This is a genomic window from Ruegeria sp. HKCCD7181, from assembly GCF_057221055.1.
In genome coordinates this window covers 17,788-43,812 of record NZ_JBWVBC010000011.1, presented here as the reverse complement: position 1 = coordinate 43,812, position 26,025 = coordinate 17,788, and the positions used below count along the sequence as shown (strand labels likewise).

Annotated in this window: 22 protein-coding genes; 8 read left to right on the top strand and 14 right to left on the bottom strand. The window is 59.5% G+C overall.

Going from position 1 to position 26,025, the window contains the following annotated elements; all coding sequences use genetic code 11:
- The first annotated feature begins 89 nt into the window (after positions 1-89).
- From AC2TCY_RS18765 to AC2TCY_RS18740, 6 genes are all read left to right on the top strand, one after another.
- Complete coding sequence (locus tag AC2TCY_RS18765; protein WP_480849711.1) at positions 90-2,543, top strand: GcvT family protein; 2,454 nt, start codon at positions 90-92, stop codon at positions 2,541-2,543.
- A gap of 15 nt (positions 2,544-2,558) precedes the next feature.
- On the top strand, positions 2,559-4,076 hold the full coding sequence (locus tag AC2TCY_RS18760) for a trimethylamine methyltransferase family protein (RefSeq protein ID WP_480849709.1): 1,518 nt from the start codon (positions 2,559-2,561) through the stop codon (positions 4,074-4,076).
- Positions 4,077-4,130: 54 nt separating this feature from the next.
- Positions 4,131-5,144, top strand: a complete 1,014-nt coding sequence (locus AC2TCY_RS18755) for an Ldh family oxidoreductase (protein ID WP_480849707.1) — start codon at positions 4,131-4,133, stop codon at positions 5,142-5,144.
- 16 nt (positions 5,145-5,160) lie between these two features.
- On the top strand, positions 5,161-6,405 hold the full coding sequence (locus AC2TCY_RS18750; RefSeq protein WP_480849705.1) for an NAD(P)/FAD-dependent oxidoreductase: 1,245 nt from the start codon (positions 5,161-5,163) through the stop codon (positions 6,403-6,405).
- An 87-nt stretch (positions 6,406-6,492) separates the two neighbouring features.
- On the top strand, positions 6,493-7,599 hold the full coding sequence (locus AC2TCY_RS18745) for a mandelate racemase/muconate lactonizing enzyme family protein (protein ID WP_480849703.1): 1,107 nt from the start codon (positions 6,493-6,495) through the stop codon (positions 7,597-7,599).
- A gap of 205 nt (positions 7,600-7,804) precedes the next feature.
- Positions 7,805-8,764 (top strand): GlxA family transcriptional regulator, encoded by a 960-nt coding sequence (locus AC2TCY_RS18740; RefSeq protein ID WP_480849701.1) that lies wholly within the window; start codon positions 7,805-7,807, stop codon positions 8,762-8,764.
- 309 nt (positions 8,765-9,073) lie between these two features.
- Here AC2TCY_RS18740 and AC2TCY_RS18735 read toward each other — a convergent pair whose 3' ends face one another.
- Both AC2TCY_RS18735 and AC2TCY_RS18730 read right to left on the bottom strand, forming a co-directional pair.
- On the bottom strand, positions 9,074-10,585 hold the full coding sequence (locus AC2TCY_RS18735; RefSeq protein WP_480849700.1) for an aldehyde dehydrogenase (NADP(+)): 1,512 nt from the start codon (positions 10,583-10,585) through the stop codon (positions 9,074-9,076).
- A gap of 91 nt (positions 10,586-10,676) precedes the next feature.
- Positions 10,677-11,354, bottom strand: a complete 678-nt coding sequence (locus AC2TCY_RS18730; protein WP_480849698.1) for a GntR family transcriptional regulator — start codon at positions 11,352-11,354, stop codon at positions 10,677-10,679.
- Between the two features lie 164 nt (positions 11,355-11,518).
- Here AC2TCY_RS18730 and AC2TCY_RS18725 point away from each other — a divergent pair, with 164 nt between their 5' ends.
- Positions 11,519-12,535 carry an Ldh family oxidoreductase gene (locus AC2TCY_RS18725; RefSeq protein WP_480849696.1) on the top strand — a complete coding sequence of 339 codons (1,017 nt, stop codon included), beginning with the start codon at positions 11,519-11,521 and terminating at the stop codon, positions 12,533-12,535.
- Here the strand turns inward: AC2TCY_RS18725 and AC2TCY_RS18720 are convergent.
- The 12 genes from AC2TCY_RS18720 to AC2TCY_RS18665 form a co-directional block, all read right to left on the bottom strand.
- A complete protein-coding gene (locus AC2TCY_RS18720) occupies positions 12,532-13,575 on the bottom strand; it encodes a trans-3-hydroxy-L-proline dehydratase (RefSeq protein WP_480849694.1) in 1,044 nt (347 codons plus the stop codon). The genes AC2TCY_RS18725 and AC2TCY_RS18720 overlap by 4 nt on opposite strands.
- A gap of 8 nt (positions 13,576-13,583) precedes the next feature.
- The gene (locus AC2TCY_RS18715) at positions 13,584-14,687 is read right to left on the bottom strand and encodes a cis-3-hydroxy-L-proline dehydratase (RefSeq protein WP_480849692.1); all 1,104 of its coding nucleotides are present in this window, start codon (positions 14,685-14,687) and stop codon (positions 13,584-13,586) included.
- A gap of 11 nt (positions 14,688-14,698) precedes the next feature.
- Positions 14,699-15,940 carry an NAD(P)/FAD-dependent oxidoreductase gene (locus AC2TCY_RS18710; RefSeq protein WP_480849690.1) on the bottom strand — a complete coding sequence of 414 codons (1,242 nt, stop codon included), beginning with the start codon at positions 15,938-15,940 and terminating at the stop codon, positions 14,699-14,701.
- Between the two features lie 9 nt (positions 15,941-15,949).
- Positions 15,950-17,260: a TRAP transporter large permease gene (locus AC2TCY_RS18705; RefSeq protein ID WP_480849688.1), complete on the bottom strand. Its 1,311-nt coding sequence runs from the start codon at positions 17,258-17,260 to the stop codon at positions 15,950-15,952.
- A 3-nt stretch (positions 17,261-17,263) separates the two neighbouring features.
- Positions 17,264-17,797, bottom strand: a complete 534-nt coding sequence (locus AC2TCY_RS18700; protein ID WP_480849686.1) for a TRAP transporter small permease subunit — start codon at positions 17,795-17,797, stop codon at positions 17,264-17,266.
- A gap of 55 nt (positions 17,798-17,852) precedes the next feature.
- Positions 17,853-18,917, bottom strand: coding sequence for a TRAP transporter substrate-binding protein DctP (gene dctP, locus AC2TCY_RS18695; RefSeq protein ID WP_480849684.1), 1,065 nt, complete (start codon positions 18,915-18,917; stop codon positions 17,853-17,855).
- Positions 18,918-19,009: 92 nt separating this feature from the next.
- Positions 19,010-19,942 (bottom strand): 4-hydroxyproline epimerase, encoded by a 933-nt coding sequence (locus AC2TCY_RS18690; protein ID WP_480849682.1) that lies wholly within the window; start codon positions 19,940-19,942, stop codon positions 19,010-19,012.
- Entirely contained in the window at positions 19,933-20,892 is a 960-nt protein-coding gene (locus AC2TCY_RS18685; protein ID WP_480849681.1) for a dihydrodipicolinate synthase family protein, read from the bottom strand. Before AC2TCY_RS18685 ends, AC2TCY_RS18690 begins: the two co-directional genes overlap by 10 nt.
- Positions 20,893-20,929: 37 nt before the next feature.
- On the bottom strand, positions 20,930-21,652 hold the full coding sequence (locus AC2TCY_RS18680; RefSeq protein ID WP_480849679.1) for an amino acid ABC transporter ATP-binding protein: 723 nt from the start codon (positions 21,650-21,652) through the stop codon (positions 20,930-20,932).
- Positions 21,649-22,311, bottom strand: a complete 663-nt coding sequence (locus AC2TCY_RS18675; RefSeq protein WP_480849677.1) for an amino acid ABC transporter permease — start codon at positions 22,309-22,311, stop codon at positions 21,649-21,651. The genes AC2TCY_RS18680 and AC2TCY_RS18675 overlap by 4 nt, the downstream gene beginning before the upstream one ends.
- A 10-nt stretch (positions 22,312-22,321) precedes the next feature.
- Entirely contained in the window at positions 22,322-22,984 is a 663-nt protein-coding gene (locus AC2TCY_RS18670) for an amino acid ABC transporter permease (RefSeq protein WP_480849675.1), read from the bottom strand.
- Positions 22,985-23,048: 64 nt separating this feature from the next.
- Entirely contained in the window at positions 23,049-23,849 is an 801-nt protein-coding gene (locus AC2TCY_RS18665) for a transporter substrate-binding domain-containing protein (RefSeq protein WP_480849673.1), read from the bottom strand.
- A 576-nt stretch (positions 23,850-24,425) separates the two neighbouring features.
- Between AC2TCY_RS18665 and AC2TCY_RS18660 the strand changes: the two genes are divergently transcribed.
- On the top strand, positions 24,426-26,009 hold the full coding sequence (locus AC2TCY_RS18660) for an ABC transporter substrate-binding protein (protein ID WP_480849671.1): 1,584 nt from the start codon (positions 24,426-24,428) through the stop codon (positions 26,007-26,009).
- Positions 26,010-26,025 lie beyond the last annotated feature (16 nt).

Here is a 26,025-nt window from a genome sequence, read left to right as displayed (position 1 = left end):
TCAAAAACAGGGCGGTCGCCCTTAACGCGGCAAAAACGGAAACACTAAACGACGATGCCGCCCACCGGCATTCCTGAAGGAAAAACACGATGAAGTCACATTCGAGAGTTGTGGTTGTTGGCGGAGGGTGCGTTGGAGCATCTATCCTCTACGGTCTTACGGAACATGGTTGCTCGGACGCGGTGATGCTGGAACGCACCACCTTGACCTCTGGTTCGACCTGGCACGCGGCGGGTCTTTTGGTGACCTTCGTGCGTTCGCACAATGTCTCGAAGATGACGATGGAAACCATCCGCATCTACACAGAGGTCGAGAAAAAGATCGGCAACTCGGTGGGTTTGCGCAAGGTCGGGCAGCTGCGGGTCGCCAACACCGAAAAGCGCTGGGATGAGTTTCAGTCCTATATTTCTATCGCCGAAGCCGCCGGGGTACCGTGCAAGCTGGTGACGCCGGAAGAGATTGCCGAGATTCATCCGCTTCTCAACCAGTCAGAGAGCATTCGCGGCGGGATCCTGCACACGGAAGACGGCTATGTGAACCCGGCCGATATCACCATGGCGATGGCCAAGCTGGCGCGCGATGCAGGCGCCCAGGTCTATCAGAATACCGAAGCCCAATCCTATGAAAAGCTGGAGAACGGTCATTGGAAGGTGACCACCAACCAAGGCGAGATCACCTGCGAGCATCTGATCTTTGCCACCGGCAACTATGCCCGTGAAAACGCTCGCCGGGTTGGCCTAGACCTGCCCTGCATTCCGATCGTCCACCAATACTGGACCACGGATCACGTGCCGCTTCTTTTGGAGCGCAAAAAGCAGGGCCTGCCAGAATTCCCGATCCTGCGTGACGAAGATTATGGCGCTTACCTGCGTGAGGACGTGGGCGGCATCCAGTTCGGCCCGTACGAGTTCGAAAAGGACCTGAAGCTTTTTGCCGAAGACCGGGTGCCACCCGATTTCGGTGCCGACCTGCTGCCCGAGGATTTCGAAGCAGTGGAAACCCAATGGGAACGTGCGCTTGAGCGCGTCCCGGCGCTGGGTGAAGTGGGCATCAAGGCCAACACGCGCGGGCCGTTCCAGATGACCCCCGACGAGCTGCCGCTGGCAGGTCCCGCGCCGGGCCATGACAACCTGTGGCTGGCCGAGGGCATGCCCGGTGGCATCCTGTGGGGTGGCACCGTGGGGGAACGTCTTGCGCGCTGGATCGTCAATGGCGATCCGGGCATGGACATGTCCGAACTCGACCCGCGTCGTTTCTCCGACTACGCCTCCAAGCGCTGGACCATGGACAAGGTGCGCGAAGCCTGGGGAGTGCACATGCACGCCCACGTACCAGGCGAAGACCGTCCCTCGGCGCGCCCGATGAAGACCATGGGCAGTTACGACCTGCTGACCGCACAGGGCGCGGTCTGGACCAGTTTCAACGGCTATGAATTCCCACGCTGGTTCGCCAAATCACCGGAAGAGGCGATCCCCGAGCATTCATTCCGACGCACCGACCACATGGAGCTGGTGCAGGAAGAGGTCCGACGCACCCGTGAGGAGGCCGGGTTCATCGAAATGTCGCCCATGACCAAGTTCATCGTGCGCGGCCCCGGGGCAGCTGCGTGGCTCGACCGCATCATGGCCAACAAGCTGCCCAAGGTGGGCCGCATGACGCTGTCACTGATGCTGAACGAGAAGGGCGGCATGGACGCGGAATACACCATCGTGCGCTATGCCGAGGATGATTTCTATCTGATCTCGACCCCGAACTGGCGCGCCTACAACTGGGATCAGCTGCAACGTCTGGTACCCAAGGACGGCTCGGTTGCGATCGAGGATATTTCGGAGCAACTAGGCGTGATCGGGCTGGCCGGGCCGAAATCGCGTGAGATCCTGCAACCCCTGACCGACAACGACCTGTCGAACGAGGCCTTCCCGTGGTTGTCGGCGCAGATGGGCGAAGTGGGTTACGCCAAGGATGTGCACCTTTTGCGCGTCTCCTATACCGGCGAGTTGGGTTGGGAACTGCACCACCCGGTCGGCTACAACCGTCACCTCGTCGATCTGCTGCTGAAAGCGGGTGTGAAGCCCTTTGGTTTGGAAGCGCTGGAATCCATGCGGCTTGAGAAATCCTATCGCGCGATCAATCGCGAGATCTGCAAGGACATGACCCCGCTTGAGGCCGATCTGGATCGTTTCGTGGCCTACCGCGAAAAGATCAATGGCGAATTCACCGAGCGTGACTTCATCGGCAAAGAGGCCCTGCTGGAGCAGAAAAAGGCGGGCGATCATCATACGTTGGTCACACTGAAACTGCCCTTCTGCGACACCTCGGTGATGTTCGATGAAGGCGTCTATGCAGACGGCAAGCTGATCGGGCGCGTCACTTCGGGCGGGTTCTCGTACTACTGCTACCACGACATCGCCATGGCGCTGGTGCCGCAAGGCATGACCGCACCGGGGACCAGGATGCAGGTGCAGGTCCACAACGAAATGCGTGACGCAGAGGTCATCGACATCTGCGCTGTCGATCCTTCCAGCGCCCGCGCGCGCGCCTGATCAGAGGTAAGTCACATGGCTGAAAGAAAAGCACGAGGCGGCCGCGCCGCACGGGTCAGTGCCCGGACCAACCCGCCCCCTGTCTACCTGCCGCACCTGAACTGTCAGGTCGGCCCGATCGATCTTCTCGGTCCCGAAGGGGTCGAGAGAATCCACAACGCGGCCATGACCATTCTGGAAACGACGGGCATCGAGTTCCGCGACCCGGTCGCCCTGGCCGACTGGAAGAAATACGGCGCCGATGTTCAGGGCGAACGGGTGCGTATCGGTCGCGACATGCTTATGGACCTGATTTCGACCGTGCCGTCGGAATGGGGTTACGCAGCGCGCAACCCCGACCGCTCGTTGCGCGTGGGCAACCGAAACTCGGTTTTTGCCAACGCATATGGCGCCCCTTTCGTCTATGATCTGGACGGTAAACGCCGTCCGTCGATGCTCGAGGATGCCCATAACTTCTTCAAGATGAGCCAGATGAGTCAGTCGATGATGGTTCCGGGCATCCTGCCGGTCGAACCGCAGGACGTCCCGGTCCCGGAGCGCCATCTGGATCTGGTACATGCGGCGCTGACCCTGACCGATAAGCCGATCAAGGGGTCTGTGCTGTCGGAACAGGCGGCGATGGACACGGTCGAGATGGTGCGCATCGTTTTTGGCGAAGAGTTTGTCGACAACAATGTGGTGCTTGCAGCTCTGCTGAACTGCAACACACCGCTGGTTTGGGACGAAACCATGCTGGAAAGCCTGCGCGTTTACGCCAAGGCCAACCAGCCTTGCCTTTTGTCGCCCTTTGTTCTTGCTGGCGCGTCCACGCCTGCCAGCCCGCAAGGCGGTGTCGCGTTGTTGATCGCGGAATCGCTCGCTGGCATGGCCTATAGCCAGATCATCCGCCGTGGCGCACCAATGGTGCTGGGCGTGGCGATCATGGGCGTCTCGATGAAGACCGGTGCACCGATGATGGGTTCGCCAGAACCGGGTCTCATGAACCTGCTGGTGGGTCAGATGGCCCGTCACTACGGGGTGCCCTGGCGCACCTGCACCATGTGGACCGGGTCAAAATCGCCAGACATGCAGGCCGCTTTCGACACCGCCAACACCATGTGGCCGGTGCTTTTGGGCGGGGCCAATTATATCGTGCACTCGGCCGGATTCCTCGAAGGCGCGCTGGGGGTAAGCTATTCGAAATGGGTGCAGGACACCCGACAGCTGGAAAACTTCCACCGTTTCTTCTCGGGGCTGCAAGCGGAAAACCTCGACGCCCTGCTGGCCGACATCGAAAACATCGGCCCCGGCGGCCACTTCCTGGGCACCGACCACACCCGCGAAAACCCGATGCACATGAACCCGCTTCAAAACAACGACAGTTTTGAACAGTGGGAGGCAGAAGGCTCGAAAACCGCCGAAATGGTCGGCACCGAAGAGGCGCAGCGGATGCTCGATAATTACGTCCAACCACCCATGGACCACGACATCCGAGGAACCCTCGACGAGTTTGTCGAAAAAAAACGGATGGAATACCGCCCCGACGCGGCTTGACACCAATAAGGGGCGCTTGCGCCACCGACCCCTATACAAGGACAGGGATGGTCCATGACTAATATCTCGACGAAAACGCTCTCACTCGACGAGGTCCGAGACCTTGCCACCTCTGTCCTTGTGAAGGCGGGAATGAATAAGGAAGGCAGCGCAGTTCTAGCCGACATTGTCACATTGTCGGAACGCGATGGCCCGCGCAGCCACGGCCTGCGCATGTTGCCAGTCTACGAGCAGAGTTTCACCTCGGGCTATGCCAATCCCATCGCCAACCCAACAATAAAACGCCTGGCCCCCGGTGTACTGCGCGGTGATGGCGACAATGGTTATTATCAAATTGCTGCCCGGCAGGCCCACAAACAACTGATCGACATGGCCCGCGAAAACGGTATCGCATCCTTTACCTGTGCCAATTGTCACCATCTGTCAGGTCTGCGCTTTGACGTAGAACCATTGGCCGAAGCTGGGCTGGTCGCAATCGCTGTCATCAATTCGCTGTCAATGGTCGTGCCCAAAGGTGGCGTGCGCCCTGTGTTCGGTACAAACCCGATGGCCTTTGCCTGTCCGCGGGATGGGGCCGCACCAGTGGTCTGGGATCAGGCAGCCTCAGTTGTTGCACTAATGGACGTGAAAATGGCCGCAGCAGAAGGTCACGACTTGCCGCGGCCAGGCGGCATTGACCCGGATGGGAACGAGACCACTGATCCCAACGCCATTCTGGAAACCGGTAGCTTGCTGCCCTTCGGTGAACACAAGGGCGCATCCATCGCATTTCTGGTCGAAGTTCTTGGCGCAGCGCTCGCTGGTGGCACGCTATCCGTCGACAATGACGAACGTTTGTCCCACGGCGCTCTTAACATCAAAGGCGGTGCCACGCTGATCGTCATTGATCCGACAAAATTCGGCAACGGCCAGTTTGGTGAGTACGTCACCCGCATATGCGCGGAAATCGAAGGCAACGGTACCGCCTTTGTGCCTGGTGACAACCGGCTGTCTGACCGTGCTCGCGCAGAACGGGACGGGGTCGCCGCCAGCACGGATTTACTTGAACAGCTCGGCTTTCAGGGTTGAAGAAAGGCAAGAGGCGATGGTTGATGTGTTGGTGATCGGCGGGGGCATCGTTGGAATATCCTGCGCGCTTGCGTTGCAGGCCGAGGGGCATAGCGTCACCGTGATCGAGCCCGGCCCGGTAGGAGAAGGCGCCAGTTGGGCTTCGTGCGGCTGCATTGCGGTAGGTGAAATCGTGCCGCTGTCACAACCCGGCATGTTGACCAAGGTGCCCGGCTGGCTGCTGAGTCCCGAGGCACCGTTGGCCATGCGTCCCGCCTCTTTGCCAAGTATCCTACCCTGGGTGACGCGGTTCGCCCTCAACGCTCGCCCCAGCAAGATGCGCGCTATCGCTGCCGACCTCGCGCGGCTGACGTTTTCCGCCACCGAGGATTTCAGGGCGCAGCTGGTCGATATCGGTGCGCCCGAGCTTTTGGTGGAACGCCCTGTTCTCAAGCTGTTTGACGATGATCAAGACAAGGCCACTATGGGCGCTGCCTTTGGTCTTGCACGCGACCTCGGCTGCACCATCGACGAGATTTCCGGTCCAGAGGCGCATGAAATAGAACCGGCCATCGCGCCCGATTTCAAACATGCGGCCGTGCTCAGGGATTGGAGCTATATCACTGATCCCAAGCGATTGGTCGAAGCACTGCATCAAGCATTCCGCGCCCGAGGCGGCACGGTCGAAAATGGGACTGCGGTCGGGGTCAAACGCGAGGGGCGCGAAATTCGCGCCGTACGTCTCGCCGACGGTCGAGAGCTGAGCGGCACTGAGATCATTCTGGCAGCGGGGACGCATTCGCGGGCACTGGCCAAAGGTATGGGCGTGCCTCTGCATCTTGAAGGGTTGATCGGGTACTCTACCGCGCTCAGCGACGCGGGTGCGGATCTGACCCACACCGTATTCTACCCCAAGGGTGGCTTTGGCATTACCCCCTATGACGGCGCGCTGGCTGTGGCTGGAACCATCGAGTTTGCAAGCCTCAATGCCACACCAAACTGGAAACGCGCTGAAGTTCTGGTCAAACGCGCACATCGGGTGCTGCCGGGACTGAACGCAAGCAGGGCTGAGCGTCGCATGGGCCGCCGCCCCTTTACGCCGGACACAAGGCCCATCATTGGTCGCAGCGCACACTTGGCAAACGTAACTTTTGCCACTGGTCATGGCCAGTTGGGCCTGACGCTGGGCGCCACAACAGCACGCCTCGTCGCGGCGGAAATCGCAGGTCGTGCGCGGCACATCGATATCCAGGCCTTCAGCCCGGACCGTTTTTCGCCATGATTAACCGCATCAAGAACAGAAGCGAAGTCTCAAAATAAGGAAACCTGTGCCGTCCTTGAAAGGCACTCGAAAACCAGGTTGCGCGCGATGAAAATCAAAGAAATTCACATCTATTCCCATGGACTTCCCGTCAAGAACGGTCCCTACGTAATGGCCAGTGGTGCGGTTGATACGCTTGATACCACTCTTGTGAAACTGGTGGCTGATAATGGCAAAGTAGGCTGGGGGGAGACCTGCCCCATCGGTTCGACCTACGCCGAAGCGCATGCAGAAGGTGCGCGGGCCGCGCTAAAGGTTCTGGCCGCGGGGCTGTTAGGTGCCGACCTCTGGCCTGTAGCACTTGGGCGAAAGATGGATTCAATCCTGAATGGGCACAACTACGCCAAGGCAGCGATCGACATTGCAGCACATGACCTGATTGGGAAATCGCTCGGGGTGAGTGTGGCAGACCTATTGGGAGGTGCGATGAACGACCGCATTCCATCCTATTATGCAACTGGCGTCGGAGCGCCGGATGACATTGCTCTGCTTGCAAAAGAAAAGCTCGCCGAAGGATTTCCCCGCCTTCAGGTTAAAGTCGGAGGTCGTCCGGTCGAAATTGACATCGAGACAATTCGAAAGGTGTGGGAAGTCGTAAAAGGCACCGGAATGCGCATTGCGGTGGACGGAAACCGCGGATGGCCAACCCGCGATGCGCTGAGGGTCAGCCGCGAATGCCCGGACGTTCCCTTTGTTATGGAGCAACCCTGCAATACCATTCAGGAACTTGAAAAAATCCGCCCACAGATTCAGCACGGAATCTATATGGATGAAAACGGCGTAGACCTAAACACAGTGATATCCGCAGCAGGGACAGGTCTGGTGGATGGGTTCGGTATGAAGGTCACTCGAATAGGCGGTTTGCAGAATATGCGTGCGTTCCGCGATATCTGCGAAGCACGTAGCCTGCCGCATACTTGCGACGACAGTTGGGGGGGCGATATCATCGCAGCAGCATGCACTCAAATAGGCGCCACAGTGCGTCCCGACCTCTGTGAAGGTGTTTGGCTTGCCGCTCCCTATATCGACGGAAACTACGACGAGGAAAACGGCATCCGAATTGAAGGAGGCTACATCAAGCGACCGACTGGAACTGGCCTTGGTGTGACCCCGGATGAGGCCAGATTTGGTGTACCGGTCGCATCTTTCGGGTGATGTCTGAAACAGGTTGAGGGTGTGCGAAGTCTGACTTGGATTGAAACTAGAGAAAATGCGTAAAGAACAATTGGGTCACTCCCAAGTCACGAAAACAAATGACGCGGCAAGGTAGACATGTTCCAAAAGTCGGTCAATTTGGCAGGCTAAACCAGGTTTTTTGTTTGCGCCCATCATAAGGTGAGGCTCGGAGGTCCCAGTCGCTTTGAAAAGTGAAGAAAAAAGTCAGCGATTTTGCTTTTTGCTTGTCGACGGGTTTTCCCATCTCGCCTTTTCTTGTGCGATTGAGCCATTGCGACTTGCTAACAGGATCAGTGGAGAAAACCTGTATAGCTATAGCCTCGCTTCCGAAAGCGGTGCCTCTGCAACCTGCTTGAGCGGTTTCGAATTGGCAGTCCATTCGAGATTTGACAATCTGCCCTCCTGCGACAGGCTGTTCGTGCTGGCGAGCCAATCTATGAGTGCGCGGGCTTCCCGGACACTCATAGCGGCACTGCGTCGGGAAAGAGCACACGGGATACCGGTCGGCGCGCTATGCTCAGGTACATGGATTTTGGCCGAAGCCGGTTTTTTGGACGGCCGCCCTGCGGCAATCCACTGGGAATACCACGAAGGTTTCAAAGAAAAATTTCCCGAGGTAGACCTCGTTGAAACGGTTTTTGTTGACGATACAAAACACCCAACAGCAGCTGGTGGTACGGCAACCGCAGACTATATGCTACATGTGATAGAACAGGATCACGGACCAGACTTGGCAACAACAGTCGCTGATCAAATGGTCTACAATTCTGTACGCGGTTGTTCCGCAGAGCAACGTGTTTCATATCAGACGCGAATAGGCATTCGTAATTCTCACATCGACAAAGCAATAAGGATAATGCGCAAAACCATTGAAACACCGGTTTCACCCTCTTCGATTGCTGGACAAATTGGGATTTCCACACGCCAACTTGAGCGCTTATTTGCCAAATTTCTAGGCGCCACTCCAAAAAAACACTATTTGAAGATGCGGCTGGATCGAGCCAATAAGCTATTGCTGCAAACTGAATTTTCGGTAATCGAAGTTGGTCTTGCTTGTGGCTTTAACGATCCCGCGCATTTTTCGCGATTGTATAAGTCCCAATATGGTGTCTCGCCGGCGCAGCAAAAAAACAAGATCACTTGATTATTTGCGCGCTGATCATCAGCCAAGTTTGGAAGTGAGTTTTGGTTTACTGGTGAATTTCGCAAGTTCTTGCTCGTGCCATGATTGCGATGGGTAAATTGTTTTGGTCGAAATGACCGAAAAACTCAGGGACATGATCAGATTCAGTTTTCCAAACGACGCCTGAGTAATTTCGGGTGAAGAATTCGTTACAGAGACACACCGTACAAATCTTTGGAACTCTTGGAGAGGTATTGCCAAGTTACTCGAGGCGCGACATCTCCTCGGGAAAGATCATGCTCCGCGCCTAACTCACTGCAAACACGTAATCTAGATGGCAATATCCGACAGCAGGGCGGGGTCGATATTCTGATAGCAGACGGGTCGCAGGAAGCGTCTGATCGACAGGGTTCCGACCGAGGTTGCGCCAAAATTGGTTGAGGCCGGATAGGGGCCGCCGTGGACCATGGAATCCGCCACTTCGACCCCGGTGGGGAAACCGTTGGCGAGGATCCGTCCCGCTTTGCGTTCGAGGATCGGCATCAGGGATTGCGCGGCCTCGATATCTGCCTCGTCCATGTGGATCGTGCAGGTCAGCTGCCCAACGAGCGATTTGGCAATGGTGCGCATCTGGTCGAAATCGTCGGCCTCGACGATGAGACCCAGCGGTCCGAAAACCTCTTCGGCCAGCGCTTCGTTGGCCAACCAGTCGGCGGCCGAGACCCGGTAGAGATAAGGGGTGGCGTCGCGTTGGTCGCACATAGTGGTCAGAACCTCCTGCACACCGGTACCTTTGGCCACGCGGGCCTGGCCGTTGCGGTAGGCGGCGGCGATGCCGTCTGTCAGCATGGTCTGGGCGCCAGTGACCTTCAGGGCAACGGCGGTGCTGGCGGCGAGCGTGTCGGCCTGCTCTTTCAGCACCACGGCGATGCCGGGATTGGTGCAGAACTGGCCTGCGCCCATGGTCAGCGATCCGGCCCAGCCGGTGCTGATCTCGGCGCCGCGCGCCTCCATGGCGGCGGGTAGCAGGAACATCGGGTTGACCGAGCCCAACTCGCCGAAAAATGGGATAGGCTCGGGGCGCTGTGCGCAGAGATCAAACAGCGCCCGGCCCCCGGCGAGGCTGCCGGTGAAGCCCACGGCCTTGATCAGCGGGTGCTGCACCAGTCGGGTGCCCACTTCGCGCTTGCCGCCCTGCACCAGAGAGAACACGCCTGGGTGCACGCCGCATCTGGCGATAGCTGCTTGGATCGCCTCGGCGACGATCTCGCCGGTGCCGGGATGGGCGGAGTGGCCCTTGACCACCACCGGGCAGCCCGCGGCCAGCGCGGCGGCAGTGTCGCCACCGGCGGTCGAGAAAGCCAGCGGGAAGTTGGAGGCGCCGAACACGGCGACCGGGCCGATTGGGCGCTGGATCATTTTCAGATCCGGGCGGGGCAGGGGCGCGCGATCCGGCAAGGCTTCATCATGGCGCTGATCGAGATAGTCGCCCGCGAGGATATGCGAGGCAAACAGGCGAAGCTGGCCGGTGGTGCGACCGCGTTCGCCCTGAAGCCGCGCCTTTGGCAGGCCGGTTTCGCTGGTGCCGATCTGGGTGATCACCTCGCCGCGCGACTCGATCTCGTCGGCGATGGCGTTGAGAAAGTCGGCGCGGTCCTGACGCGAGGAATAGCCATAGGACCAGAATGCCTCTTCCGCAGCTTCGGCGGCGGCATCCACATGCGCCGGTGTGCCGACCGAGAACTCCTGCGCCGCGCCATGCGCCGGCTCAGAGGTGAATGTTGCTTCGCCTGCGACCCAGTTGCCGGCAATCAGGTGGTGTCCGCGTGGTGTGTAGGTCATCAGGGTCTCGCTGTGTCAAGAATCATTAACTGGATAATGTATCCAAAAATCTTCCTTGACAAGCTTTCTGTCGGCAAAACCTGCCGCTTCTTCAGTCGTCCTTGGCCCGTTTGGCTTCAACCATCTGAAGCAACTGGTCCTTTGTACGTTGAATGTGGTTGGAAAGCACTTTGCAACCTTCATCCACCCGACCTGTTCGTGCGTATTCAAGCAGTTTTCGGTGCTCTTCCTTGGCCGGTTCGCGCTGTTTCATCACGCTCAGGTGCAGACGGACATACCTGTCGGCTTGAAGGTTGATCCGGTCCAGAAGCTCTTTTGTCAGGCTGCGCCCAACGGAGGAATAGAGGGCCGTGTGATATTCGTGATTCAAAACCCCCCAGCGCGCCACATCGTCTTCGTCGTAGGATGTTTCCATCTGTTCCAGAATCGACTCACATTTGTCGAAATCCGTGCTTGTCATAAGGGGGATTGCTCGGCGGAACAGATCGACTTCGATCAGGATGCGAAGATCGAAGATCTCTCCGATTTCATCCAATGAGTGTTTCGTCACCGACCCGCCGCGGTTGTTGGCCCATTGGATCAGGCCTTCGGCATTCAGCCGCTTCAGGGCTTCGCGGACTGGCATCCGCGACACTTCGTATTCGTCGGCCAGAGCTTCCTGGCGGATCGCCTCGCCTTCGGCCATTTCGCCGCTCAGAATGCGTTCACGCAGATCGTCAGCGATGATTTCCGGCAGACTTCGTCTGGATACCGCCCGTTTGCCAACCATGCCCAACCCTTATGTGATGCGTTGAATTTTGGATACGTTTACTCTTTGCGCCCTGTTTTTCAAGGTCCTTGATATCAGTCGGGTCGAAAGATTTGAATTGAATGTCTAGGTTTGCTAAGTGTATCCAGTATCCAAAATATGACAACCGGCACGGAGAATTCTGGATGACACCTACCGTTCAGGTCGCTTTGGAAGATGTCAGGACGTTAGCGGATCGTGTGCTGATTGATGTGGGGTATGGGTCCGAACACGCACGGGCAATCTCGGATATGCTGTACACCTGTCAGCTGGACGATTGCCATTCGCACGGGCTGTTCCGGTTGTTCATGTGCTGCGAATCCATGAAGGCCGGAAAGATCGACGGCCATGTGCAGCCAAAGATGCAGGACACGGACAGCGCCGTCGTGCGGGTGGACGCAAGAGGTGGCATGTCGCTGCTGGCCGTGGACAAGGCCATGCCCGCCCTGATCGACAAGGCGCGGCGTTTCGGCATGGCCGCGATGGCGGTGAACAACTGTTTCCATTTTTCCGCTCTGTGGCCCGAGGTTGAACGGCTGTCGGTCGCAGGCCTGGCCGGTTTGTCCATGGTGCCGAGCCACGCTTGGGTGGCGCCGGCGGGTGGCGCGCGTGGAACGCTGGGTACGAACCCGCTGGCCTTTTCCTGGCCGCGAAACGGCAAGTCCCCCTTTACCTTCGATTTTGCGACCAGCGCCTTTGCGCGCGGCGAAATCGAGCTTTACCTGCGCGAGGGAAAGCCGCTGCCGGACGGGGTGGCCGTGGATGCCGACGGGAAACCGACCACAGATCCGCAGGCGGCGCTGGGTGGCGCTATGCTGACTTTCGGAGGCTACAAGGGTTCGGCCCTGTCGATCATGATCGAACTGCTGGCCGGCCCCCTGATCGACGATCTGACAAGCCAGGAGAGCATGACCTTTGCCGAAGGCCACGGCGGAGCGCCTTATCACGGCCAGATTCTGCTGGCCTTTGATCCGGCGCATCTGAGCGGTGGGCGGGTTGCCGAAAACGATGCCCGCGCGGAACGGCTTTTTGCCGACATTCTGGATCAGGGTGCACGGTTACCCTCGCAACGCCGTTTCGAGGCGCGCAAGCGCAACCTCGCGCGGGGGTTTGTCGAGGTGCCGGAAGCGCTGCACAGGGACTTGCTGATGCTTCCGGCCTAAGATGTGGGCTTGTTCCCCAGGCCCCAGGTATCGCTCAGGCGGTAGCCGCCGGGCCATGGGTCATCGGGGTCCAGCATGTGCTGATGAATGCCGGTAACCCAGCCCCTGCCGCTGATCTCGGGTATGATGGCGTCGCGATCGCCAACTTGGGTGGTGCTGGCAATGCGCCCGGTAAATCGCGAGCCGATGATTGAAACCGCCTCGAAAACCTGACCGGGCTGCATCTGGCCTTTTGCGGCCATCAGCGCCAGACGTGCGGATACGGCTGTTCCCGTGGGCGAACGGTCAACCTTGCCGGGTTGGATCGCTACGGCGGATTTGCCGGTAAGCCCGGTCTCGGTCTCTGACAGCGGCCCGCAAAACGCGCAGAACGAAATGTGGTCCCAGTCCGGGATTTCGGGATGCGAAAAGCCAAGCTGCTGATTGGCGGCATTGGTGATCGCTACGCCCAGGCGGGCAATATCCCTAGCCTCGGACTCGATGATTTCAAAACCCAGCGACGCGGCATCCACGACCACGAAACTGTCGCCGCCATAGGCCGTGTCTACGATGATCGTGCCCAGGCCCTCGACCTCAAGCGACACGCCGATGCGGTCGGCAAAGCTGGGTAAGTTCTGCACATGGATACGCTCGGCCTTACCGTTCCGGCATTCGGCCCGCACCCGCACCAGCCCGCCGGGGGCTTCCAGCGTCAGGTGGGTTTCGGGTTCCTGCATTGGGACCAGCCCGCCATCCAGCAGCACGGTCGACACGCAGATCGAGTTCGATCCCGACATCGGCGGCGTGTCCTCGGGCTCCATGATGATGAAGGCGGCATCGGCCTGCGGGTTCTTGGGCGGTACCAGCAGGTTTACATGGCGAAATACTCCACCGCGCGGTTCGTTCAGAACGAAATTTCGCAAGGTTTCGTCGCGGGCGATGAAGCTGCGCTGCTCCCACAGGGTGTCGCCGGGTGGTGGAAGAACCCCCCCGACGATGACGTCGCCCACTTCGCCCTCGGCATGGGCCGAAATCACATGGATTGTCTTGTTGCTACGCATCATGCACCTCAAGAATAGCTTGCGACCGGCGCACCCAGCGCATCAAAGACCGGGCTGATCCCGAGGCCAGGGCGGTCAGAGGCCGTCATGCGGCCGTTGACCCGTTCCGGTGCACCCTCGGCAATAGTGATCGTGCCATATGAATTGAAATCCGTCGCTGAGAAAGTGAAATCGGACGGTGTGGAGCGCGCCAGATGAGCGATCGTGGCCGTGGTGATGTCGCCGCCCCAGGTGTCCTCGATGGTCATCGGGATGCCGTGGGCAACGCAGAGATCGCGCATCAGCCGGGCGCGACTCAGCCCGCCGACTTTGGAGATTTTCAGGTTGATCACGTCCATCGCATCCTCGGCAATGCCGCGCACCAGTGTGTTGGGAGTGTCGATCACTTCGTCCATGACAAACGGCAAGGCGGTGCGGCGGCGGATTGACACGCTTTCCTCGTAGGTCAAGCAGGGCTGTTCCACATAGACATCCAGTCCCGAGATTGCACCGACAACGCGGGCGGCCTCGTGGCGGGTCCAGCCGGTATTGGCGTCTGCTACCAGCAGGTCGCTTTTCTTCAACACCGCGCGGGTTGCGTGGATCCGGTCAATATCGTCATTGGCATCACCGCCGACCTTCAGCTGGAACTTGGTATAGCCCTCTGCGGCATAACCTTCGATCTTGGCGGCCATGATCTCGGGCGCTTCCTGGCTTATGGCGCGATAGAGCACCACATCATCCTGCGCGGCGCCTCCCAGCAGCGTGTAAACAGGCTGCCCCGTCGCTTTGCCCAGCAGGTCCCAGCAGGCGATGTCAACCGGCGCTTTGGCATAGGGATGCCCGCGCAGTGCCGCATCCATCGTGCGGTTGATACCGCCGATATTCAGCGGGTTCTGCCCGATCAAGTGCGGCGCAAGCTCGGCCAGTCCTGCCCGCACGCCGAGCGCGAAGGAGGGCAGATAGGCCGACCCCAGCGGGCAACATTCCGCGTATCCTTTCAGCCCGTCGTCAGTAACGACTTCCAGAACCGTGCTGTCGAACACCTCGACGAAATTGCCATTCGACCAGTTGTAGCGGCCTTCTTTAAGGGGAAGATTGACCTGATAGACATTGAGTGCGGAAATTTTCATGCTGGTTCCTTTCAGAAACGTGTAGGAGAGTAAGCTTCGACCGGCAGGGCGGGGGGTTTGCCGGTGATCAGATCGCACACCAGTTCGGCGGTGCCTGCCGACTGAGTCAGGCCAAGGTGGCCGTGGCCAAAGGCGTAAAACACCGATGTCGCGCGGGGCGAGCAGCCGATCACCGGCAGGCTGTCGGGCATCGAAGGGCGAAAGCCCATCCACTGACGGCCACCATCGATTTTCAGCCCCGGCATGAAGCGGGCCGCTTTGTTCAGCAGGACCTCGGCGCGCTTGTAGTTGGGCGGCAGGTTCAGACCGCCCAGCTCGACCGCGCCGCCGACACGCACGCCGTCGGCTATTCTGGTGACGACAAACCCGTGGTTGCCGAATGTCAGATGTGTGCGCAGATCAAAGGCGCCTGGCGGCAGGGTGGTGTTATAGCCACGTTCAGTTTCCAGCGGGATGCGGTCCCCCAGCGTCCGGGCCAGGTGATGCGACCACGCGCCGGCGGCAATCACGACCTTGTCGGCGACGAGGCGCCCGCCTTGCGTGGTCAGAACAGCCTGACTCTCTGCCTGCGACACGGCAGTGACATCCGCCTGTTCGATCGTGCCGCCGCCCTCGCAGAACCGCCGGGCCAGATGTTCCGTCCAGGCCTTCGGATCAGTGGTGTTCATCCAGCCCGGGGTAAAGGCGGCGTGGGTAAAGCGCGGGTCCAGCCCGGGCTGGATTTCACCAATGGCTCCGGCGCTTTCCAGCAGGGAAAATGCGATGCCGTGACGTTTGCGCAACTCCCAGCCCTCAAGGCTGGCGCGGAATTCCTTTTCGCCTTCGTATAGCTGCATCTGCCCGTCACGCTGCATCAGCTCTTCACCGCTCACGGCAATGATCTGGCGCTCCAGCGCTTCGCGGGACAACTCCATCAGCCGGGTTTGCGCCTGCACGGATTTCTCTAAACCGTCACGCCAGCTCGCGCGCCAGAAACGCAACATCCAGGGGGCGATCTGCAAGGCATAGGCCGGTGGCACGGATAGCGGCCCCATCGGGTCAAGCAGCCATTTCGGCGCCTTGCGCATTACTCCCGGCGTCGCCAATGGGACGATGTCGGTAAAGGCAAAGGCTCCGGCGTTGCCTTCCGAGGCCTCGGCTGCCACGCCCTTGCGGTCAAGGACCCGTACTTTCATACCCCGGGCCTGCAATTCCAGCGCCGCGCTGATACCGACAATTCCGGCGCCGACGATGATGATGTTTAGCGGTTTCATTGATTACCTCTAAAGCCCGACAAGGATCGACGGTAGCCAGGTGGCCGCTGCCGGAAAGAGAAGTAGTACGACCAGCACCAGCATTTGTGCCGCGACAAAGGGCAGAACCCCGCGATACATTTGCCCATAGGTCATGCTGCGCGGCGCGATGGAACGCAGGTAGAAGATCGACGGCGCCATTGGTGGGGTCAGATACGAGGTCTGGATCACCACCAGCACCAGCATGGCAAACCAGATCGGGTCGATCCCTGCGCTTTTGACGATGGGCGAGAAGATCGGGGTGAAGATCAGCACGATCGACACCCAGTCCAGAACGAATCCGGCAAAGAACACCACCAGCAGGAAAAAGGCGATCACGCCAGCATTGCCATATCCGACCGCAGCGACCGTATCGCGGACAAGGTTGCCGCCTCCGGTCACCGCGAAAATGCTGGTGAACATGGTTCCTCCCGCGACGATTAGCATGATCATCGAGGTGACGCGCAAGGTGACCCCGAGCGAATCCAGCAGCAGCTTGAAGTCGAGCTCGCGGAACAGCAGCGTCAGAACGATGGTGCCCGCTGCTCCGACGGCCGCGGCCTCGGTGGCGGACGCAGCACCCGCCAGCAGTGAGCCCAAGACCATTACGATCAGCGCCAACGGCGGCAACATGGCTGTCACGGTAATCCGCAATTTCTGCGGCAGCGGCACCGCGCGTTCAGCAGCCTGCAACGGGGGCGCATCCTGCGGTGACCGCGTGCTGCGCAGCAAAACATAGCCTACGAAGAACACCACCATCAGGGTTCCCGGCAGGATTGAGGCGGCGAACAGTTGTCCGATGGAAAGCTGGGCGATGGACGCATAAACGACCACGATCACCGAGGGCGGAATGATCGTTCCCAGCGACCCGCCCGCACAGATCGTCCCGGCGATCAGGTCGTTCTTGTAGCGCGCCTTGGTCATTGCCGGAATCGCCATCAGGCCGACGACGATCTCGACCGCACCGACAACGCCCGAAGCAGCGGCGAAAATCGCGCACATGGCAATGGTCGACAGGGCCAAACCGCCGGGCAGCCCGCCCAGCCAGAGCTGCAGCGCCTGAAACAGGCGCCTGGCGATGCCGGAGCGTTCCAGCACCGCGCCCATGAAGATGAACAGCGGGATCGCGGCCAGAACGAAGTTCGACGCGGTGTGCAGCAACGGGCCGTAAAGCTGCAGGAAAATCAGGTCTCCGAACACCGCATAGCCGAACCCAACGGCCACGATGATCAGCGAGAACGCAACCGGGATGCCGGAAAACACCAGCACGAAAAGGGCAGCGAACATCAGAAGGGGGATCATGTATCAGATCTCCAGCTCTTGAATTTCGGATTCGGTATCACCGGGAATTCGTTCTCCCAGCAGGTATTTCAGGGCCTCGACGGCGAATTGCAGGGCAAAGGCCAGCAGCCCGATGGCGATCGCCGTGTAAAACGGCCAGACCAGCGGCGCCCAAGGGCTGACGCTTTCAACCTCGCCCGTGGTGAACGCCTTGATTGCCTTGGAGCCGGAGACCCAGGCGAAGGCGAGCCCGATCGGGGACATCACCAGCAGATAGACCAGACCGTTCAGGACCTGCTGTACCCGCGCCGGTAGTTTCTGTGACAGGAAGTCGATGCGCACATGGGCGTCGTTACGCAGGGAATAGGCTGAGCCCAAAAGGAATATGGACCCGTTAAGCATGTAGGAGATGTCAAAGGCCCAGAGCGTCGGCGCACCGAACGCATACCGCGCGATCACTTCGTAGAGCATGGCGACGATCAGCGCGAAAATGGCCAGCCGACCAATACCGCCAAGGATCGTCGAAAAACCCTCGATGCTGTTCCTGATTAAAGTCATGACGCCCTCCGGTACGGGATGGCGGGCAGACGCCGGCCACCCCGATTGCCTTGTGTTAGTTAGCGCTGTCGCGCACCAGGTAGCCTGAGTTCTCGGCCCAGTTCGCCTGATAGGTCAGGTAGCTATCCAGAACGGTCTGCATGCGCGGGTTGCCGGCATCTGACAGCTCTTTCGCCTTGGCCCGCGCCCAGTTGCGGCCAGCCTCGCGGATCTTTTCGGATTCGGCGCGCTCCATCAGCACCAATTCGACCTTGGTGTCGCGGTACTTTGCCATCGCCGTGATGTCGCTGTCGCCAAAGTGGGTGTAGCTTTCATAAGTGCTGAGCTTGGCGGCGGCCTCGATCAGGTTTTGCAGATCTTCCGGCAGCGCGTCCCAGGTTTCCTGCTTGACGAAGACTTCCCACAGGAAGGATGGCTGATGCACGCCGGGCATGATCATGTAGGGGGCCACTTCGTGGAAGCCTTCGGTGATGTTTGCACCCGGTGTCGACCATTCGATTGCGTCAACGCCCTTGCGTTGCAGCAAGGTGTAGATCTCGTTGCCCGGAACCACGGTGGGGACCCCGCCGAACTCCTCCTGCAGCACGGCGGCAAAGGCTCCGGAGGTTCGGTATTTCACGTTGTTCAGGTCCGCGACGGTTTCGATCTTGACGTTGGAATGCGCCATGATCTCGGAGGTGCCGATGCCAACCACGAGGCTGTGCAGTCCCATTTCAGCGCTGCGGAATTCCTGCAGAAGCTCTTCGCCGCCGCCCTCATAGACCCAGTGCAGGGTCGCCTCGGGCGACATGCCGCCGGGGAAGCTGGCAAAGATCGCATTGGTCGGGTCCTGGTTCACCAGGTAGGAGGGCGTAGAGTGACCGGCTTCGACGATTCCGTCCTGCACGACCTCGAACGCTTTGAACGCGGGGGCCAGAACCCCGGCACCAAAGGGCTGGATCTCGACCCGGCCCTGGCTGATCGTTCCGACATTGTCGGCAAAACGCTGCATGAAGTTCTCGTACAGGAAAGAGCCTTCGCCAATGGCAGCGGTCATTTTCCATTCCACCTCTGCGGACAGGACAGGTCCTGAGACAGCGGTGGCGAGAGCCGCCGCGGCAATTGTTGAAAAAAGTTTCATTTTCTTCCTCTGTTTTGGATATGACGGACCGACCCGGTCACTGGAAAACATATCGAAGGGGTGACCCGGTTTGGCCGGGTTCTGTGGTTTCTTCAGGGAACGATGCCGTTCCTGAATGGATCACGATCACCGAAAATCAGTTTGCTTTCGGCCATCACGAAGGCCTGCCCGGTGATCGACGGGATCACACCGCCATTTGGACCAAGCTGGTAAGACAGGCGATAAGGGCTGCCGATCACGCTTTGCTGCACGATCTCTTCGCCTGGCGTCAGCTTGCCGTCCGCTGCCAGGCACGCCAGCCGTGCCGAACTGCCTGTACCACAGGGCGAGCGATCATAGGTGTCATCAGGGCACAGCACGAAATTCCTGCTATGTACCGCGGCATCGCCGGATGCATCCTGAAAGATCACGTGATCCACGGGCTCGCCGTTCTCACCGCCCAAGCCCGCTGCGAGGGCTGTCTCGCGCACGGCGATGGCGGCATCGATGAGGCTCTGGATGTTGCCGGGCTTCACCGGGATCGGGCTGGGATCAACGATGAAAAACCAGTTGCCGCCATAGGCCACGTCACCGGTCACGATGCCAAGCTCGTCGACATCAATGGAGGCCGCGCCCAGAACCCGGCGGCATTCGACATTGGTCACGGTCACGGTGGCCGCGTCGGTCAGTTCTATCGTGACCACTCCGGCAGGGGTATCAATGCGCTGCCGGCCGACATCAATCCGGCCCAGATGCGCCAGCGTCACGGCCAACCCGATCGTGCCGTGACCGCACATCCGCAGGACCGCTTTCGCATCAAAGAAAATCACACCGGCGGCGCAATCCTCACCCTGCGGCTCGACCAGTAGGGCGCCGACCATGCCGGGCTGCCCGCGCGGTTCCAACAGGACGGATTTCCAGAACCCTTCATGCTCCTCCGCCAGTCGGCGGGCGCGTTCGGCCAATGACCCCGACCCGAGGTCGGGTCCCCCGTCGAGGATCACCCGCGTGGGCATGCCACCGGTATGGCTGTCGATCACATGCATTCAGCGATGATCCCGCCCTGCGCGGACCAATCGGCGAACCAAGCGCGGAACAGCGCGTATTGCTGTTCGCAATAGTTGCGCTGTGCGTCTGTCAGGGCATCACTTTCGTTGAAATGCAGGCGGTACTCTTCTTCACCGTTCAGCACCAGCAGGTACTTGTAGTAGAGGACCAGGTCAGTGCCTTCATCGAAACTGGCCAGAACGCCAAAAGCTTCCTCCAGCTCACGCGCCCGCATACGGGCTTCGGCGTGACCGGCGGCGGCCTTCTGGGACAAGGCTGCCAGCAGCAGGGCTTCCTTGGGCAGGGCCGTGCCTATACCGGTGATCGACCCTGTCGCGCCGCAATTGACAAACCCGTGATAGACTTCGGTATCGACGCCGACCATCAGCGTGACCTGATTGTCCTTCGAGGTGATGTGTTCGGCGGCGTAGCGCAGATCGCTCTTGCCGCCGAATTCCTTGAACCCGATCAGGTTCGGGTGTTCAGCGCGCAGCGTCAGGAACAGGTCGGCGCGGGTAGCAAAGCCATATACGGGGCTGTTGTAGATGATCGCGGGGACATCAGGGGCTGCCCTGAGGATGGCTTTGAAGTGGTTCTTCTGCGCTGTGGGCGAGGACCCGCGCGACAGCACACGGGGGATGACCATCAGGCCGGCAGCGCCGATCTTTTGTGCATGGGCCGCGTGGGCAACGGCCGATTTCGAGTTGATCGCACCAGTGCCGACCACAACCGGAAGACCGGCGGCGACCAGTCGTTCCACGCCCTCCATGCGCTCGGCATCGGTTAGCAGCGGCCAGTCACCCATCGAGCCGCAGTAGACAACGGCGGACATGCCGGCCTCGATCATTTCGCGGCCCTTTTTCACAAGGGCGTCATAATCCGGTGTGCGGTCGGCCATGCAGGGGGTCATGAGCGCCGGCATGGTGCCGGTAAAGATGTTCGTGATCATTGTTCAGGTCCTTTGAATCTAAGTGCGGGCCGCGGGATCAGCGCACGTTGGCCAGGAATTTGCGGGTATGTTCGGATTGCGCCTCGCCGAAGATTTGTGCGGGCGGGCCGATCTCTTCCATCACGCCCTGATGGAAGAAGGCCACCCGGTCGGAAACATCGCGGGCAAAGCCCATCTCGTGGGTGACGCAGATCATCGTCATACCTTCCTCGGCCAGCATTCGCATGGTCTCGAGCACTTCGCCAACCAGTTCCGGGTCCAGCGCCGAAGTGGCCTCGTCGAACAGCATGTATTCCGGCTCCATCGCCAGCGCGCGGGCAATGGCAAGCCGCTGCTGCTGGCCGCCGGAAAGGGCCGAGGGATAGACATCCAGTTTTTCGCCCAATCCCACGTGGCCCAGTTGCCGGGCCGCAATTCCAAGCGCTTCGGCCTTGGTCTTGCCCTTGACGATACGCGGGGCAAGCGCGACGTTTTCCAGCGCGGTCAGGTGCGGAAAGCTGTTCCATTGCTGGAACACCATGCCCAGCTTTTGGCGCAGCTTGTTGATGTCCGTTCCTTTGGCGTGGACGTCGGTTTCATCGACGACCACATGCCCGCTCTGGATCGGCTCCAGCCCGTTGATACAATAGAGCAGGGTGGATTTGCCCGAGCCGGACGCGCCGATAACCGAGAGAACCTCGCCTTTCTCGACGTCCAAATTTATACCTTTCAGCACGTGCAGCGCGCCGAAATATTTATGCAGGTCACGAATTTCGATCATTGGGCCCACTTTCTTTCAAGCGTCGCGGCATAGCGCGAAATGGGGAAGCTGAGTGCGAAGTAGAACGCACCGGCAAGAGAGAGGATGAGGAAGGGTTCCTGAGTGCGGGTGATCAGGATCTGGCTGGCCTTCAGGAGTTCGACATAGCCCAGAACCGAGACCAGCGCGCTGTCCTTCATCACGCCGAGCGCCACGCCGACCCAGGCCGGGAACACCGCGCGGCCACCGATCGGCAGCACCACATATCGTAGATCCTGCCAGTAGCTCATGCCGAGGCTGCGCGCGGCGCGGCGCATTGGGGTGCCGACGGCTTCGATGCCGCCGCGGGCCACGTTGGCAACGAGAGCTGCGGTATAGATCGTCAGGATCACCACGCCAGAGGCAAACGGGTCGAGGTTCAGCCCGACGATAGGGGCGAAGTTGTAGAACAGCACCAGCTGGATGATCAGTGGCACCGAACGGAACACGTCGAGGATCGGTGCAACGGTCAGGGTCGCAGTCAGTTTGCCTTCGTAGAGGATCCAGCCGAAAACGGCCCCCAGAACGGTGCCGATCGAGATCGACAGGACGGAAATCCAGAGTGTGCGCAGTGCGGCCTCGCCCAGAAACCACAGGTCATTGATGTTGAAGCCGCTGAAAAAGCTGACAGAGGGTTCCATTTGAGCTTCCTCAGTAGCGGAACAGCCGGGCCGCCATCAGGCGTGAGGCTATAAGGATGATTTTGACGATCACGTAGTAGATGACTGCGGTGACCGCGAAATATTCGAAGATGCGGAAGGTGCGGCTGGCGAAGAACTGGGTCTCGCCCGAAAGCTCGCGGAAGCCCACCAGCATGCCCAGCGAGGACATCAGCACGGCCCAGACCATCTGGTTTGTGATCGGGTGATAGACGATACGGAACACCTGCGGGATCACGATGCGGGTGTAGGCCTGCCATGCGGTCATGCCGAGCGAGCGCGACGCGCGCAGCTGGGTTTCCGGCACCGCCTGAAAGCCGCCGCGGAAGTTTTCGGCGAGATACCCGGCGCAGTTGAAGGTCAGACCTGCCAGCACGATCATGTAGGGCGACAGGTGCAGTCCGAACGCGCCTAGCCCGAAGCCGAAGAAGAACAGCTGGAACAGGGCGGGCGTGTTGCGAGCCAGTTCGACCCAGGTCGAAGCGAACCAGTAGAGCGGTCCCTTTAGATGGAGCCGGGTCAGCGCCAGGCACAGGCCGATGATGATGCCCAGGATCATTGCCAGCACTGCCACCTGAAGCGTCAGAAAGGCCGCATCTATCAGGTCCGGCAGGCTCTTAAGTACCGGCCGCCAGTGGAAGTTATAGTCGAACATGAGTTCTGTTCCCGTAGCCCCCGCTCGACAGGCGAGCAGGGGCAGGTTCCGTGAGTGGGTTAGATCAGTACATCACGCCGGGGATGCGCAGTTCGGGCGCTTCGCCGCCGACATACTTGCCCCAGAGCTCGGCGTAGCGACCCGAACGCGCCTGATGGGTGACAAACAGGTTGAGGAAGTTCAGCCACGTTACGTCCTCACGCTTGCCGACGACCGAGGTATAGTCGGTGGTCCAGGGCATACGCGGCCCGGCATCGACGGTGTCATACTGCTGAGTGATCGGCAGCACGGCGGTGTTGGTGGTGATGCCAATGTCGGCCTTGCCCTGTGCCACGGCCAGGAACACTTCATTCTCGGACTGGTAGCCCTGATAGTTGCCTTCCTCGCCCCATTCTGCCGCGATCTTCAGCCATTCCTGTTCCGGTACGGTGCCGATGGCGGCGGCAACGCGTTTGCCGCGGATGTCCTCAAAGCTTTCGATGCCGCTGTCTTTGTTCACCACACCCTGGGCGTAGTATATTGCGTAGGGAATGGTGAAGCCGACCGTGCGGGCGCGGGCCAGGCTGTCCGAGGTGGCGCCGAACACCACGTCTGCACGCCCGGTGACGATCACCGGCAGACGTTCGGCCCAGGTTACCGGCAGGATTTCGGGCTCGACTTCAAGTGCCGCGGCCAGATCGTTGCAGTAGTCAACGTCAAAACCGGCAGGTTCGTTGTTTGCATCGCGATACCCGATTGGCGGGAAATCCAGAACGACGCCACAGCGCAGGGTGCCGCGGTCTACAACGTCGTCCAGCGTGTCAGCCAGTGCGGGGATGGCCGCAAATGTGGTGAAGGCCGCGGCCGCGGCGAGTTTCTTGAGCATGGTTTCCTCCCGAAAAAAGATGATGTACCGTGCTATAGGTCATTTTGTATCCAAAATCCAATATAAAAAATAGAAACGCACAGCATTGAGTGATCTTCGCGGAAAGAAGAATTGACTAAGACGTTGTAAAAGGGGGGAAATCGACTGAGGTGAGTGTAAGTGTGCTGCTAGCCGAATAGTGCCCGGCTGGTTGTGGTAATCCGAATTTGGGTCCGAATCCCCCGGAATTGAGCACCTCGCGGCCGCTCATTTTTCCCGAATTTCTCTTACGAGTCGCGTGCTGCGCTGTGGAGTTCCAAGGGGGTATGCCTTCGTGGTTCCACGCGGGGCGCGAAATACTCAACAAACAGAGTTTCCTCGCAAGTGTCAGAAATCAAACAACTTTACGGAAAGTGGTGCTTAGTCTGAGGTGCGTCGCATGGGTGCTTTTGGTATTGGTCCCGGTTTCGAGCGGTTGACTGGCAACGCGCGATACGGATATTGTATCCAATATATGAACCCACACGTTCATACGCCTGACCGTTCGGCGAGTGGGGACATTCTTAAGAAGCGAACGGGTCCACTTGGGAGGAAATAATGAAATTCACAATGGCAGTGGCAACTGCGGCGATCGCGTTTTCGGCGACGACGGCATTAGCCGGCAATCTGGTATATTGCTCGGAAGGATCGCCCGAGGGGTTTGATCCCGCGCTGTTTACAGCGGGAACGACTTTTGATGCTTCTTCGCATCCGATCTACAACCGGTTGCTCGAATTCGAAACCGGTACAACCAACGTCGTTCCCGGTCTGGCAGAAAGCGTCGAAGCCAGCGATGACGGACTGGAATACACTTTCTCCCTGCGCAAGGGCGTCAAGTTCCATTCCAACGACGATTTCACCCCCAGCCGCGACTTCAACGCGGATGACGTCGTCTTTTCCTTCGCACGTCAGCAGGACGAGGCGCACCCCTACCATTCAGTGTCCGGCGGTACCTGGGAATACTTTCAGGGCATGGGGATGCCCGGCCTGATCAAGTCGGTGGAAAAGATCGACGACTACACTGTGAAGTTCACGCTGACCAAGCCCGAAGCACCATTCGTCGCCAACTTGGCCATGGATTTTGCTTCGATCGTTTCAGCGGAATACGGGCAGGCGATGCTGGATGCCGGCACGCCCGAAAAGGTGAACACGGCACCGATCGGCACCGGTCCGTTTGAATTCGTTGCTTATCAGAAAGATGCCGTGATCCGCTACAAGGCCAATGCCGAGTATTGGAAGGCACCGGCCGAGATCGACAACCTGATCTTTGCGATCACGCCTGACGCCTCCGTTCGCTACCAGAAGCTGAAAGCGGGCGAATGCCACGTCATGCCGTATCCGAACCCGGCTGACATTCAGGCAATGACGGATGATCCTGACATCAACATGATGGAGCAGGAAGGACTGAATGTCGGGTATCTTGCCTACAACACCACCATCGCGCCCTTTGACAATCCGAAGGTCCGCAAGGCTCTTAACATGGCGATCGACAAGCAGTCGATCGTCGACGTCGTGTTCCAGGGGTCCGGGCAGGCTGCCAAAAACCCAATCCCGCCGACAATGTGGAGCTACAACGACTCCATCGTGGATGATCCCTATGATCCCGAAGCGGCCAAGGCAGCGCTCGAAGCCGAAGGTGTCAGCGACCTGAGCATGAAAATCTGGGCAATGCCCGTTCAGCGACCCTATAACCCGAACGCCCGCCGTATGGCCGAGCTCATCCAGGCGGACTTCGCCAAGGTCGGCGTGGGTGTCGAGATTGTCTCCTACGAATGGGGCGAATACCTGTCCCGCTCTAAGGCGATGGACCGTGACGGCGCCGTGCTCCTGGGATGGACCGGTGACAACGGCGACCCGGACAACTTCCTGGCCGTTCTGCTGGGTTGCGACGGTCGCGAGGCTTCCAACCGCGCCCAATGGTGCCACCAGCCGTTCGAGGACCTTATCCTGAAGGCAAAGCAGGTTACCGATCAGGCAGAACGGACCAAGCTCTATGAAGAGGCGCAGACCATCTTCAAAGAGCAGGCACCCTGGGCCACCATCGCACACTCGGTCGTCTTCATGCCGATGCGCAATGAAGTGAAGGGCTACAAGGTGCATCCTCTGGGTGGCCACATCTTCTACGGCGTAAGCGTCGAATAACCCTCCCCTCCCTGCC